At 37.4% G+C, this 12,736-nt stretch carries 17 protein-coding genes; all 17 read right to left on the minus strand.

Annotated features, from left to right (window positions below; translation table 11 throughout):
- The 17 genes from PBV87_RS07940 to PBV87_RS08020 all read right to left on the minus strand — a co-directional run bounded on the left by PBV87_RS07940 (position 1) and on the right by PBV87_RS08020 (position 12,390).
- Positions 1-294 carry a DUF6133 family protein gene (locus tag PBV87_RS07940; RefSeq protein WP_271011790.1) on the minus strand — a complete coding sequence of 98 codons (294 nt, stop codon included), beginning with the start codon at positions 292-294 and terminating at the stop codon, positions 1-3.
- Positions 295-332: 38 nt separating this feature from the next.
- Positions 333-656, minus strand: coding sequence for a SpoVG family protein (locus tag PBV87_RS07945; protein ID WP_271011791.1), 324 nt, complete (start codon positions 654-656; stop codon positions 333-335).
- Positions 657-671: 15 nt separating this feature from the next.
- Entirely contained in the window at positions 672-1,235 is a 564-nt protein-coding gene (locus PBV87_RS07950; protein WP_271011792.1) for a YodL domain-containing protein, read from the minus strand.
- Between the two features lie 10 nt (positions 1,236-1,245).
- Complete coding sequence (locus tag PBV87_RS07955; protein ID WP_271011793.1) at positions 1,246-1,983, minus strand: DUF3849 domain-containing protein; 738 nt, start codon at positions 1,981-1,983, stop codon at positions 1,246-1,248.
- Positions 1,976-2,455, minus strand: a complete 480-nt coding sequence (locus PBV87_RS07960; RefSeq protein ID WP_271011794.1) for a hypothetical protein — start codon at positions 2,453-2,455, stop codon at positions 1,976-1,978. The genes PBV87_RS07955 and PBV87_RS07960 overlap by 8 nt, the downstream gene beginning before the upstream one ends.
- 25 nt (positions 2,456-2,480) lie before the next feature.
- Positions 2,481-3,455 (minus strand): DNA adenine methylase, encoded by a 975-nt coding sequence (locus PBV87_RS07965; RefSeq protein WP_271011795.1) that lies wholly within the window; start codon positions 3,453-3,455, stop codon positions 2,481-2,483.
- 78 nt (positions 3,456-3,533) lie between these two features.
- Entirely contained in the window at positions 3,534-4,280 is a 747-nt protein-coding gene (locus PBV87_RS07970; protein ID WP_271011796.1) for a BRO family protein, read from the minus strand.
- A gap of 83 nt (positions 4,281-4,363) precedes the next feature.
- The gene (locus PBV87_RS07975; protein ID WP_271011797.1) at positions 4,364-5,563 is read right to left on the minus strand and encodes an antirestriction protein ArdA; all 1,200 of its coding nucleotides are present in this window, start codon (positions 5,561-5,563) and stop codon (positions 4,364-4,366) included.
- Positions 5,560-5,862 carry a DUF4314 domain-containing protein gene (locus tag PBV87_RS07980; RefSeq protein WP_271011798.1) on the minus strand — a complete coding sequence of 101 codons (303 nt, stop codon included), beginning with the start codon at positions 5,860-5,862 and terminating at the stop codon, positions 5,560-5,562. Before PBV87_RS07980 ends, PBV87_RS07975 begins: the two co-directional genes overlap by 4 nt.
- Positions 5,849-6,217 carry a hypothetical protein gene (locus PBV87_RS07985; protein WP_271011799.1) on the minus strand — a complete coding sequence of 123 codons (369 nt, stop codon included), beginning with the start codon at positions 6,215-6,217 and terminating at the stop codon, positions 5,849-5,851. Before PBV87_RS07985 ends, PBV87_RS07980 begins: the two co-directional genes overlap by 14 nt.
- A gap of 108 nt (positions 6,218-6,325) precedes the next feature.
- The gene (locus tag PBV87_RS07990; RefSeq protein WP_271011800.1) at positions 6,326-6,712 is read right to left on the minus strand and encodes a resolvase; all 387 of its coding nucleotides are present in this window, start codon (positions 6,710-6,712) and stop codon (positions 6,326-6,328) included.
- Positions 6,713-6,764: 52 nt separating this feature from the next.
- Positions 6,765-8,279, minus strand: a complete 1,515-nt coding sequence (locus PBV87_RS07995; RefSeq protein ID WP_271011801.1) for an antirestriction protein ArdA — start codon at positions 8,277-8,279, stop codon at positions 6,765-6,767.
- Positions 8,272-8,415 (minus strand): hypothetical protein, encoded by a 144-nt coding sequence (locus PBV87_RS08000; protein ID WP_271011802.1) that lies wholly within the window; start codon positions 8,413-8,415, stop codon positions 8,272-8,274. The genes PBV87_RS07995 and PBV87_RS08000 overlap by 8 nt, the downstream gene beginning before the upstream one ends.
- Before the next feature lie 137 nt (positions 8,416-8,552).
- Complete coding sequence (locus PBV87_RS08005) at positions 8,553-9,179, minus strand: hypothetical protein (RefSeq protein WP_271011803.1); 627 nt, start codon at positions 9,177-9,179, stop codon at positions 8,553-8,555.
- Positions 9,180-10,555: 1,376 nt separating this feature from the next.
- Positions 10,556-10,720: a hypothetical protein gene (locus tag PBV87_RS08010; protein ID WP_271011804.1), complete on the minus strand. Its 165-nt coding sequence runs from the start codon at positions 10,718-10,720 to the stop codon at positions 10,556-10,558.
- 717 nt (positions 10,721-11,437) lie between these two features.
- Positions 11,438-12,139: a lysozyme gene (locus PBV87_RS08015; protein ID WP_271011805.1), complete on the minus strand. Its 702-nt coding sequence runs from the start codon at positions 12,137-12,139 to the stop codon at positions 11,438-11,440.
- 2 nt (positions 12,140-12,141) lie between these two features.
- The gene (locus tag PBV87_RS08020; protein ID WP_271011806.1) at positions 12,142-12,390 is read right to left on the minus strand and encodes a hypothetical protein; all 249 of its coding nucleotides are present in this window, start codon (positions 12,388-12,390) and stop codon (positions 12,142-12,144) included.
- Between the last annotated feature and the right edge of the window lie 346 nt (positions 12,391-12,736).

Genomic DNA, 12,736 nt, shown 5'->3' on the forward strand with positions numbered 1-12,736 from the left:
TTAACCTGCGTAGTTAAACATTTCCTGAATTTTGCTCTTGAGCGTAGGCATAACCACATCCCCGAACAATGCATAAAGACCGGCAAGGAGCAGACCGCCCAAAACCACAGCGATAAGGATTTTCACTGCCGAGTCAACGTAATTTTCACCGCTGTTGTTAGCCAGTATTAGGTGCATTTTGTGCTTCTGTGCCGCAAAAAAGGTGCTGACCTTGATAGCTGTTTCATTTGCAAATTTTATAGCCTTCTTGGTGATGTTCTTAGCCTTAGCGATCATGTTCTTAAAAATTTTCATAGTATTTTCCTCCAATATTTTTTAATTGATGATTTGGGTTACATGGATAATTCGGGAGCATCTTTTTGCTCCTGTGTATGATTGTCTGACATTTCCAGTTTTTTCTCATAGGCAGCAATCACCGAATCGTTAAGGGCTGTACGGCTCTCTTTGGTGATGGGAAAGAAAATATCATCATACTCACCCTTGTGGTTTTTCACGCTGGGCATTGCCACAAAAATTCCTTTGCTACCTTCGATGATGCGAAGATTTTTAATGGCATATGCTCCGCCGATATTCACCGAAGCATATGCCTTGACATTGCCACCGTTTTCGATGGTGTTGACTCTTACATCAAAATTCAAATTGTTATTCTGCTTCATTTAAGACCTCCGTTCTTACAATTCCTTTTTCATCTCAAAGCCCTGTGTTTGCTCTGACGGTTCAAAGTCGATTTGCTGAAACCCAAACCGATCTACATAGTGAAACTCACTGCCATTCTCGTCATACAGCTCCACTACATCTGACATGGATAGGGAATGTCCCTTGTAGCCTGTGGGATGGTTCAGGTTGCAAATCTCATAGATTTCATCGAGATTGTTGGTGGAGAGATTACCGTCATAGATAACACCATAGTGATCCTTAGATGGCTCACCAAACTTTTTCTCGAATTCATCAAAGGAAATAAAGCGCATAGAAAAGTCCGAATCGGCATTTAGCTGCCAAATTCGGACATTCTTTAAGGATATTTCATTTTCTTGTGAATCCAATAAATTCTCCTTTCTCGCCAACCTGTCAAAGATACCATCGGCAAAGGTAACAGCATACTGTCTGTTTTTACACCAGTCTTTCAGTTCCTCACATTCAAACATGGTGTCTACTGTAGCTTTGCCGTCTTTTAGATATCCAGATGGGCTGCCATAATAGTGGATGATGCTGTTTTTGAGTTTAATGCTCTCCATGATTTCCTCCTTACTGCATATGCATCCCTCCTATATCAGGAGAGGACTGCTTCTGCTCGGTCATCTCCTGTATTTTTTCTCTTGCCCACTGTGGGAGAAGTTCCTCCTTTAACTCACCGATAAAGTCTGAGCGGTCATATTGGCATTTTTCTCCGTCAGAGAGAAATCTGCCAAACACCTTTCTTCCACTTGCGGTTGGACTGCAGCCGAAACCACCCTCACAGAGAATAAGCTGATCACGAGGTGTTTTGTACTCATCTTTTAGATAAGTGGGATCTAACACCATGACCTTACCGACAAAGTCAAGGTGTGTCTTATCATTGCAGTGGGTATGATCCCATAGCTCCAAATCTTGATATTCTTTTCTTGCTTGGTTTACAAAACCATCAAGGACGGCAGGGTGGCTTGTCACCACAAATTCAGCATTCATATTGATGCCGTTCACCTTGTTTTTGGGGATATAGATACCCTTTGCCCATTCCTTGTTTTCACGAGAAAATCTGCCATCGTGCTTTAGTTCCTTCATCGTATTTGCAAGAACAAAGTTCACTCGGTCATAGCCAAACTCGGCAATCACCTCTTTCGCAACATCCTTGCCTAAATGCATCCCGTCAAAGTTCTTGCTGATGGTATTTTGTATTGCCTTTGCACAGCGGATGTTTTCCTGAAAGGATTCTCGGTACTGCGTAAGTTCGCCATTTCGTTTGGCTTCGCTCATGCTGTAAGGATATACATATTTCTTATCCATGCAAAAGTTCCCCCTTTACAAGCAGTGCATCCAACTCCCCAATGCAGATACCGTAGTTTTCAAACAGTGCAAGCAAATGGGGAGGAATATCGGCAATATCATGTTCATAGTCAGCCTGCTCTACATGGACAACGCCATTGCCTTCCTCTACATAGGCACAGAGCTTTGCATCCACAGGGATATCTGCGATTTCAAGGAGATATTCCGGCAACTGAATGATTTCTCGTTCCAATTCCTCACAGTGGCCACAATCCTCACAACCACCGCAGTTCTTTTCCAAAATCTCCAAATACGCCTGGGTAATTTCAGCAAGGGAGTCGATGGTCTGAATTAAATCCATGGCCGTTATTTTGGACTTGGTAAGGAGAATGAGGTGGTCGGTAGCTGTTAGAGTGATTTCATCACCCAAGTTTGCCTTTTCAATCATTTCATTTGTGACAAGAAGTCCTTTGTTTTCCATATTGTTTTTCATAATGCATACCTCTTTCTATTATCTTTTATTTTTTCAAAGCCTGTTGTGGCTCATGAATGAGTGTATAATCTCCCTCTGTCAAAACACTTAGGAATGAGAAGAGATTCATTTGATGGTTTTTCTGCATAATATATGGCCGTGGATCATAGTTGGTCATAATCAGTTCTTCATAGACTTCACCCTCCTTATGGGACATACTGTTGGCTCTTGTGGTGTGGAAGATAAAGAAATCCCCATACAGCTCCACAATTTCAGGTGCATTGTTATAGCTGACCATGACAAATCCCTCTGCCTTTGCCAAGGTATCGTGCAATCTGATGTGATCCTCTTTAGGGAAGATAACTGCATAGAACCCTTCGGCATCATAATATGGTGGGTCACAGTAGATAAAGGCTTTTGGTCGGTCATACTGCTTGATGAGTTTTTCAAAGTCTTTGTTTTCAATGGTGACTTCGGCAAAGGCACGGTTAAATCGCCAGATGTCCACAAAAAATCTGCGGACATCACACTTCTTTCCACCATAGGTTTCGCCATTGGCATTAAAGCTGTATCGGAGCAACTTATAGTAAATGGCTGCTCGTTTCACATCTTTTTCTTCTGCTGATTTTAAAAGTAGTTTCTTGGCTTCCTCTACTGTTGGTGGGGAAATCATAATTTCGGTCAGTTTTAGTTCCTGTTTCAAATCTTGCTCGTTGAATTCTTCTTTTTCAATGAACTTTTTGAATACCTCAAAGTCATCTCGGGAGTTTAAGGTAAGAAAGCCGATTTCACGCATGAGTGCTAAGGGTTTATCTCTGGCACAGCGCATGAGGTTTACAAGGTTGGCATTGAAGTCATTGTATACCTTGAGTGTGCTTGGGGGGCAATCGAGGTTTAAGGTAACCGTTCCACTGCCCCCGAAAACATCTATACTCCTCTCATACCTAGGTGGTGCCAAGAGATTAATTAACCACATGAGCTTTGCTTTTCCACCCACCCAGCTAATAATACTTTTTGTCAATTTGCATCACCCCCTCTGATGAAAAATGGCATAAAAAAAGACCGACTGCTCTGCTGTAACAACAGCAAACAATCGGCATTAAATGCGCTTTTCTTTTTGTAATTCCTCTAACAGGTACAGCTTTCCGTATACGGTAATCAGTGTTTGCTGTCCATGATAACCATTTTTGCAAAAATCTTTAATGACGAATAGTCCGTCATGGATATAGGGTTGGTAAGGCAGCACCTTTTGGCGTGTATCTCGATAGACATATTTGTTATCAATCAGAAATTGAGTAAATGCCATTGGCTTGATGCCAAGCTCGTTTGCTGTGGTACGAAAATTGGTGAGCATTTCTGTTTCGATAAGCTTGTCATAGTAAGTACCTTTGGGAACAAGTTCTGTTAGCCTTTGCTCCAGTTCATTGTTTTTCTGCATTTCTGTAAGAAGCTGTTTTAGTAGAAGCTCCAAGCTTTCGGGATTTGCAATAATCTCCTCAAGTTTTGGTGCTATGACATATGCTCCATACTTTCGGATAGAGGGCAGGACTTCCTCAAATACCCACTTTTCAAATCTCTCAGCAGATGGCAACTTACTTTTGATAATTAAGCGATAAACATTACCTTCGTTTAGAAATTTGGCTTGCTGTGTTCTGCCAATAGAATCGATGACTGGGTAAATTGCCCACCCATCTTTTTTGCAATGTAGCTTAATTGCTTTTGGTGCATCCATGTATCCCAAAGCCTTGGCAACATCACTGCCACAAAAAAGTACATTTCCGTTTTCGTCAAGTGTTGTTCGTATCTGACCAAATTCCTCATTTTCAAAAATCTTCAGTTCATGCATTTTTATCTTCCTTTCTGTGAAAATAAAAAAAGACCGCCAAATCGGTGCTCTACACCAATAGGACGGCCGTTTCTTTTTTCTGCTTACATGGACATATTCATTTCCATACCTTCGGTTTGAGATTGCATTTGTTCGGAAAGCTTGATCCCGTGATTGGGGATTAACATTCCGTATGAAGTTTTGTCTACTCCATTATGTTTCGTCAGTTCTTTGCCGTATCCATCTTTTGATAAGTAGAAGCCAAGTTGCTCCTTAAGCGGTAGGTCAAAAGATTCCAACACCTTATCCGCATAATCAGATGCGGTTACACAGTTTCGGTCAAGGGTGAAATCCATCATTTTTTCATAGACAGAGACTGCAGTATCAATATTCTTACATTTCACGATTTCAAGCATTGCCTTATACTTTGCAAGCTCATCTCCATTAAATCTGTTGATTTTATCAGCAAGATGATTAAGTACATGAAAGTCCTCATTGTCGCCATAGCAGTCGGCAAGCTGTGGCACTACCACGCTTTCGTAACCATAGAAGCAACAGTCATCCATACTTTTTGCACCAATTTCCTCCAACGCTCTTTGCACATCTGCTACACTTGCGGGTAACTTTAAACTAAGTGTGTTTTGGTAGTTTGGTTCGTCGCCCTCGGGAATGAGGGCCAGCTCTAGTCGGAAGATATAATCACAAGGTTTGGGGAGGATAGGGTTTCCATCATAAAGCTGTTTGATTTCCTCATTCTTTACAAAGTATCCGGCAGAAGTGAAGATGCCTTTTTCTTGCTCACGCATTTCTCTGCCGATTTTTTCTTCATCTAAGTGGTCACATACCCATTTATACTGTTCATCGGGAAGGTTGTCTAACTCTGCAAGCTGTGGAAGCAGTTCATTGTCAATACAGAACTCACCTAATTCCTTATCAGAAGTGGCGGGTGAATGGTAGCAGTCGAGAACAGGAGCGTTGTATGCAAGGTTAATGATTTCTTTCATCTCAGGATATTCCGAGCTTTCCATGCCCACAAGACCTGCGAACTGCTGTTTTTGATAATCGTCCATTTTGTCTACCAAGGTGGCAAAGTAGTTTAGTTCATATAGGCTGGAAGGCTGTATCATCTTACCCTCAAAGGAGTTAAAGTCATCAAGAAAACTTTGGATATCTGCTACACAATTTTCGTTACTGCCGTTCACCATCTGTAAGATGTCCTGTAATTCCTCATAGCTCGCAGGGAGTTCAATATCTGCATAAGCTTCGTTCTCTGCATTGTATACCTGTGCCTTTAATACTCTCATATGCTCATTCCTCCCATCTCCATATTTAAGTGTTCCATCTGCTGTTCATCTGGCTTAGAAATTACCTTGAAGCTGTCCTCACCAACCACAACACCAAGGCTGCGACCATTCTGCCACTTCATGTGCAAGGTTCCAGCATCATCAACACCGACCACTTCACCTTGCACACCTTTTCCTATTGGGGCGTATGGATCATCCATATCTGCAGTCAGCTCTATCACTGTTCCAATTGGGTACATCTCTTTGATTCTTTCTACCTGTTTCTGTGTGGGGAATCCACGCATTTTACATTCCTCCATTCATGCAAAAAGCCATAGTCGATGTGGTTATCTCCTTTGCAAAAGTAATCATATCTTCTATGGCTTTGGGCTTTTCCTTATTCAATTTATCTGCAAACTGCTGTTTTTCTTTTTCTGTCATTGTGGAAAGCTCCACCGATAACCCGTCAAGCTTTTCAAGAGAAGTATTAAGTTGGACATAGATTTTAAGATTTGGTATGTCACTTTCCACATCGGCAATGAGAAGTGACGCCAAATATCCACCTGGCTTTCTGCTGATACGAATGAAACGGTGTGTTTCATCCATATGTTCATCGGGTTTCCCAATCGGTAGGTGAAACCAGTTCTTTTTATTCGGTAGTTCTGCATTTTGCACGAGCACTCTCATCCTATATACCTCCCATGGTCAATTTTTTACTTTGTTTTTTATTCCATTTTTTCTACATTCATTACAAAGCATTAAAATTTTATAAGGATTATTTAACTATTTCATCTCCATTTCAAATTTCTTAGCATTGCAGTAATCATTAAACTCCTCCATATCAGCACAAGGGAAATCCAATGGTTTCCTACCTTCCAGTTGCATAGGTAGCAACGTTTTAAGAATTTCTTGCAGTAGATTTTGATTTGAGCAAAGGTCAATAAAAGTACCAATCGTATTGAGGATCAAACAATCTAAGGAATCTGTAATGATAATTTTATGTGCCTTTGGGTGCATCATAATAAAGGATGCTAAATACTCTGGCTTATTTTCAAAGCAATATTCACTTCGCCCGTCATCTTTATATACATATCCATATGCACGATCATAGTTTTGGCTAAGTTCCGCTAACTGCTTTTCACTAATCATATTAATTTTTTCTCCTTTCATAAATGCACATATTGTAATTTCCTATATGTTCTTTCATAGAAAATATCTCATTCTACATACCACCCATGGTTAATTCTTGCTTTGGAGTATCAATACCAAGTTCCTCGGCAGTCTGTAAGCTCCAATTTTTGCTCTGCCAAAAGCTCACATAAATCTCTTTTCCATTGCAGTTAATTTCTCGTTGCTCAAACCCTTCGCCCCAGCCGTCACTGGCTTGTCCTGAAATCTCCCACTTTATCTTTTCAAGCTCATTATCATCAAGGGGTGTATTCAGTTGTAAGGTGGCAACACCCATCAGCTTGCCGCCTACATTTTCTACTGAGAAATCATAGCGCTTTACCTTGGCATTGACCGAGTCTGCGCTATCATAGTATTTCATTAACCCTCGTTCTTTTTCCTCGGGGAGGCTGTTCTTCTCTAAAGCTTCTGAAATTGCATCCTCATATTCGGCAAGTTCTTCGGGATACACCTCCATCTCATAATCCGTTTGATAAAGGTCACCATAATCATTTTCATCATAGTAGGTGCTGCCTTTGAGTGGCATATACAGCTTGAGGACATGAGTTTCTTGTGGTTCAACTTCTATGCCGATTTCCTCAAGCATCTCACCAAGCTCCATGTTATAGCCGTGGTAGAGAATATAGCCATCATCTACAAACGCTCCGTTTTCTATCGCAAGTCTATGCGCACCGTATTTTTCAAAATTGATATAGTCAAAGAGATTATCATCATACTCGAAGTGACCACTGTCACAGATCATATATCTGCCATATTCTTCAGCAGAGCGAATGCCATGGAAGACTTCAAACTCGTACATACTGTCCATGATGATATTTAAATCTTTTTCTGTCTTAGGATTTAAGTGTTCCACGAGGAAGTCTAGATGGGGTTTCTCTCGGATGCCTATTTCATTAAACCGCTTGGAAAAGGCTATGATATTTTGCATCTTTTCTTGGACAGGTTCGCCCTCAGTAATGGAAGCAAGGATTTTATGAGTAAGAATTTCACAGTCAAGCTCTATTTCACAGCCTTTGATATCCTCTGCACCAAGTCGTTCCAGTGCCTTTTTCAGTTCTGTTTCTTCAAAGGGGAAGTAGAGGTACTCCTGCTCTCCATTATAGTGAATCGTTGCCGTTCCAAAGTTCTCTTTCCAGTGATACTCTGGGAAATGGACACCATCAAACACCTGTTCATATTGGTTTTTATTGCGATAAACAATTCCGTAGGGAGTCACCATGGGACTTTGGTTATCGACAAGCACTTTTTTGAAGTAGCTTTCGCCATCTAGTCGCTCTAATTCCTCTATGGTTGTTGCTCCTTGTTCGTTGAGGTACATATCCTTACCGATGGATTCAAGGTTGCTAAAATCGCTCACAACGCTGGCACAGTGGGTGTTAAAAGTGAGATTGATGAGGCTGTCGATGTTATCAAGCTTTTCGCCGTAAGCCACTGCATAAAATGTGGTCATTTCCTTTGTGTCGAAGCTGTCAAGCCTTTTGGCAAGGTAGTTTAGCTTATCAAGGTTTACTGTCTTATCTTTGAGCAAGGAATTGGCTCTGTCATCCATATACACTGTCCACTGTTACCACTGTTTGACTGTTATTGGGGATACCAAGAACCTCACAAAGCTTGTCGATTTGTTTTTCTGTACAAGGTATCGTAAACCCTGTAGTACTGTTCTGAGTTTTGATTCTAATATTCAATTTCTGTTCCTCCTTTTTGATTTCGGGCATAAAAATGAGGCACCTCATTTTTCGAAGTGACTCATTGTAACTTGCATATGCTATGTACTGATTTGTAACGTCAGCTTAGTGAACTATACAAAGTAGGAAAGATAAAGCTATTTTATACATAGGCTCTTTTTTTCCTGCCCGAAATTCAAGATTTCATGTCCATATCGGGCAATTAGTATACCAACGATAATTGCCCTAAATGCAAAATCGCCAATGAGTTTATCATCGGCGATTTCATTGATATATATATGTTTTTTCCCTGTGGTAATTGTCTTTGCTGTTTGGTATAGGGCATATCCGTCTGTACTAATTCCTTGAAGCGGAATATTCTTCACTGAAATCTCATCTGTTAAAATATGACCGTAAGCACGATACCATAAGATTTCATCTGCACTCAGCAGATACAGTGCTGCACAACTTTGATTGGAGAATGTTTCTCGATAATATCTCAAAAATCTGTGCCTATGAGATGGTGTTAGAAAACAATTCTCCTCCCAGCCACCCATCATTTTTTGCAAACGTTGATCTAATTTGCGGTTGTTAAACTTTGAAAAATTGCTTTCTAATAATTGTTTGTATGTTTTATCTGCAAACTGGTTACTGATATCTTCATTCAAAATCTGTGTGCTTCCTATAACAATCACCCCTTTCCTCCTTGGTTTAAAATTTGGCACTAACATCATCATTTGCTCAAACTCAGAAAGTTTTGTGCCGTAAAAAAAATATCTTGACATTTCAAAAACTCCTCTCATATATTTTTAGGCATAAAAAATAAGCAGTGGATTTTTATGCATTATCCACTGCCTATTTTCTTTGCTTTCCATTCAGTTTTAGCGTAATATCTGTTTCAATACCCTATGTCATCTATATTTTAGCTGTTTTTTGAGGCTTAAAAAATACTGTTAAAAAGCGGCTAAAACCCGCATGGTTACTGGCTTTTAAGCCTTTGTCATCATTATTATCGTTTCAACGTGGTGTGTAAGGTTGTTTTGAATTTTCATATCTTATAAACACTAGTATTTACAATAGTTTATCTTATGTTTTGAGAGTGGACTATTCTTTGTTTTTATCATATTTTTCATATCTATTTGTCCAAATTTTGTCCAAATAATTATTGGACAACTTAATCTTAATAACTACCCATACCCTACCACTTGAACCTCTACCTAAAATAATACTATAATATCCCTACACTTCGTTTATTGTTATCATGCAAAATGGCATCTATTGAAAAATAGGTGCTGTTTTTTTATTTCAAAATCTCTATATAACAACAAAAATAGACTAGTCCCCCAACTAGTCCATTTTCGCTCAATCATACTTTTTTACTCAGTGAATATCTATTATGTAACCCTTGCTCCCCCATCTATATTAAAACATAACATATATTATTTTTCAATATTTTTCTTTATATTTCGTTATTTTATTACATAATACATTATATATTGACAATTATACAATGTTATATTATTATTTACTTGTATACTGTAACACCTCTCATTGATATATTATCAACCTAATTATCTTTTCACTAGCAACTTGATTAACGTCAAGTTGCTTTTTAATTTATGCTATGATATATTATTTTTGTACTTTAATCAGTACAGTCCTTTCCAGTTTGTATAAAATCAATTAGGTGACAAAAAGCAATCTACTCTTGAAGTGGGTTGCTTTTTGCTTTATACGATAGTATACTAAAATTGTTCTGTTTGGCACTTATGTGCTTTGGATTCTAGTATTTGTCTGACAAGAAAAAGCAATCTACTTTTAAGGTGGGTTGCTTTTTCTCTTTGAGAATGATATATTATTTTTGTCTTTAATTTCATGTTATTTTTAATCTTTCTGATGATGTAAAAAGGTAGCCTTTTAAGGTTACCTTTTTATTCGTTACAATATTTTCGCTGTTTACAACAAATTATTTATTTTTATATCATTCTATGATAATATTTAACTAACAAGCTATTGAATAAAATTAAACTTCAATACACTGCACGTTATCTTTTTTTATGAACCTTAATAGCTTGTTATCCTAGATAATATAATTGAATAAGACACAAAAAAAGAGTAGCCTTTCCAGATGTGGCTACTCTTTTTTTATAAAATAAAATATCTACATAGTTTTAATTTTTATAATAATTTTGTTCTCTTCAATCTCTACATCTTGAAACTCTATACTTCTATATTTAATTCCTCTTTCTAATGCAATCTTCTTAAATTTTTCAACAAGCTCACTACTATTCAAATCTTTTTTTATCTGCTCTGCCACTTTTTCCATTATATTACTCTCCATAATATTATTAAGAAATATTTATTATCAATAATATTATACTTATGTTCATCTGTTTTTCAAGCATATCTAACTACAAAAGCCACCTTCAATTAAGAAAGTGGCTTTTTATTTTAGGTACTACTAAATAGCTATGTTTTAAGATAACAGATTACTTACGCCAGTAATCAGGCAGCTCTTGTAGTTTTAAGTCCCCAAGCAGGAATATGGCGTTATCTCATTACCATATGGATTATAAATAATCCCTAAGAGAGGTATTTGATTAGATTACACATCTAATTTAGGGCTCACATGCTCATTTAAATTATATCGAATGTTATTTTATTTGTAAATCCTAATCCTATTCAATATTTAAGGCTTTTTGTAGCAACTTTGCTACACTTACCGTTACACCTCTCACCCCTTATGTATCAAGGCTTTAAGACATCTTAAAACCTAAATGTAACAAAATCAGAGCTTTTTCCATATAATATTATTTTTATATGTATACTCTTACCCCTATACCCCTATATATTATATTTATATATTTTATACTTTATAGGTATTTTTATGTTACAAATGTTACAGTATTAAGCAAAACCTTGATAGTCAACGGTTTGATGTGTAGCAAAAGGTGTAGCAAAAGGCGTAACATCGCAAATCGTATTTTGCTACACCTTAAGACTTGGGAATTTTAGGCAAAAAATAAAGGCTAGAACCGAAGTCCTAGCCTACTTTACTCGCATATTTAATTAATAAACTTCTTACATTTTCTTTTGTATAGTTACCACTTCTCCATACTCCATCATTTGAAATAACTTTCCCTTCAACTAAGCTATCTATTCCACCTAACTTATTTAACAACGCTGGTACATTCTTTAAATTAATCCTATCTAATCTATTCCAACTTGCATCATTTATCTGCACTCCACTATCAATAATTTTAGTTACTGCTTTTTTAAGTTCTTCATCTTCTATTACCGGCTTTAAAAATAATTCAGCCTCTGCATCTCTTCTTCGTGTTAATCCTTTTAGTTCTGTAAGTACACCATTTACACGCGCTTTATTATAAAGCCTTATCTGTATAGCTACATCATTCCAATCTTTAGCATTTATAGCATTTAACAAATTCCCTTTAAAAATACCTGGCCCTAAGTTATAACAAAAACTTACTAATGCATCGTATTGATTTTGATTTAAACCTGAGAATTTTCTAACAGGTGGCTCATATCTTTTTTCAAGACATTCCCTTAACAACTGTTCTGCTTTTTCTTGTGTAATAGTCATCCCTACACATATTTGTTTACCATCCACTGTACCTGTATGACCTATGCCTATAGTCCACACTCCAGCTGGACATTTATATGCTTTTAATTGGCACCCTTCAAACTCTTTAATTAAATTAATGCCTACTTTAGATATTTTCATTATTACGCACCTACCTTATCTTGAATTTTATCTACTTTGCTTTCGATAGATTCTAACTTTACTGTATATGTACTAATGATCTCTGCAAACTTCTCATTTGCTGCATTTGCCTTACCTAACTCTGTATAGAGTCTCTCTTTATCATTCAACTGGGCTTGATACATTTTCCATATAAATAAGCCACACGCTCCTACCATCGTAATAGGAAACCCCAAACTGCTTACTAATGTCTGAATTACATCTACATCCATATTTTTTCCTCCTACAGCAAAAAAAGATGATAACTATTAAGTTAATCATCTTTTTTACTTATTTTTGTCTCACTTCTAGAAAGCTTAAAAACTCCCTCTCTTTTATACTCTCTATCTCAATTCTATATATAGTATCTCTTAGTATTTTGTTAATATAAATTATCATTTCACCTTCCTCTATACTCTTTCCGCACACCTGCACTTCTTCAGCATATATAGATAAATAAATAGGTGTATGATGATTCTCCACTCTAATAATAATGTTCTCTCCATTACTCTGATATATTTTAATGCGTTCATTAGAATTGCGAGAAACATATATTTTCCTTAGAATATGCAACGAATC

The organism is Holtiella tumoricola (genome assembly GCF_027857615.1).
In the GTDB taxonomy this organism is placed as follows: Bacteria; Bacillota; Clostridia; order Lachnospirales; family Cellulosilyticaceae; genus Holtiella; species Holtiella tumoricola.

Bases quoted from the DNA above. Each gene is read 5' to 3' on its own strand.
- PBV87_RS07940 (WP_271011790.1), bottom strand. From the start codon at position 294: ATGAAAATTTTTAAGAACATGATCGCTAAGGCTAAGAACATCACCAAG.
- PBV87_RS07945 (WP_271011791.1), bottom strand. From the start codon at position 656: ATGAAGCAGAATAACAATTTGAATTTTGATGTAAGAGTCAACACCATC.
- PBV87_RS07950 (WP_271011792.1), bottom strand. From the start codon at position 1,235: ATGGAGAGCATTAAACTCAAAAACAGCATCATCCACTATTATGGCAGC.
- PBV87_RS07955 (WP_271011793.1), bottom strand. From the start codon at position 1,983: ATGGATAAGAAATATGTATATCCTTACAGCATGAGCGAAGCCAAACGA.
- PBV87_RS07960 (WP_271011794.1), bottom strand. From the start codon at position 2,455: ATGAAAAACAATATGGAAAACAAAGGACTTCTTGTCACAAATGAAATG.
- PBV87_RS07970 (WP_271011796.1), bottom strand. From the start codon at position 4,280: ATGCATGAACTGAAGATTTTTGAAAATGAGGAATTTGGTCAGATACGA.
- PBV87_RS07975 (WP_271011797.1), bottom strand. From the start codon at position 5,563: ATGAGAGTATTAAAGGCACAGGTATACAATGCAGAGAACGAAGCTTAT.
- PBV87_RS07980 (WP_271011798.1), bottom strand. From the start codon at position 5,862: ATGGAGGAATGTAAAATGCGTGGATTCCCCACACAGAAACAGGTAGAA.
- PBV87_RS07990 (WP_271011800.1), bottom strand. From the start codon at position 6,712: ATGAAAGGAGAAAAAATTAATATGATTAGTGAAAAGCAGTTAGCGGAA.
- PBV87_RS07995 (WP_271011801.1), bottom strand. From the start codon at position 8,279: ATGGATGACAGAGCCAATTCCTTGCTCAAAGATAAGACAGTAAACCTT.
- PBV87_RS08005 (WP_271011803.1), bottom strand. From the start codon at position 9,179: ATGTCAAGATATTTTTTTTACGGCACAAAACTTTCTGAGTTTGAGCAA.
- PBV87_RS08010 (WP_271011804.1), bottom strand. From the start codon at position 10,720: ATGGAAAAAGTGGCAGAGCAGATAAAAAAAGATTTGAATAGTAGTGAG.
- PBV87_RS08015 (WP_271011805.1), bottom strand. From the start codon at position 12,139: ATGAAAATATCTAAAGTAGGCATTAATTTAATTAAAGAGTTTGAAGGG.
- PBV87_RS08020 (WP_271011806.1), bottom strand. From the start codon at position 12,390: ATGGATGTAGATGTAATTCAGACATTAGTAAGCAGTTTGGGGTTTCCT.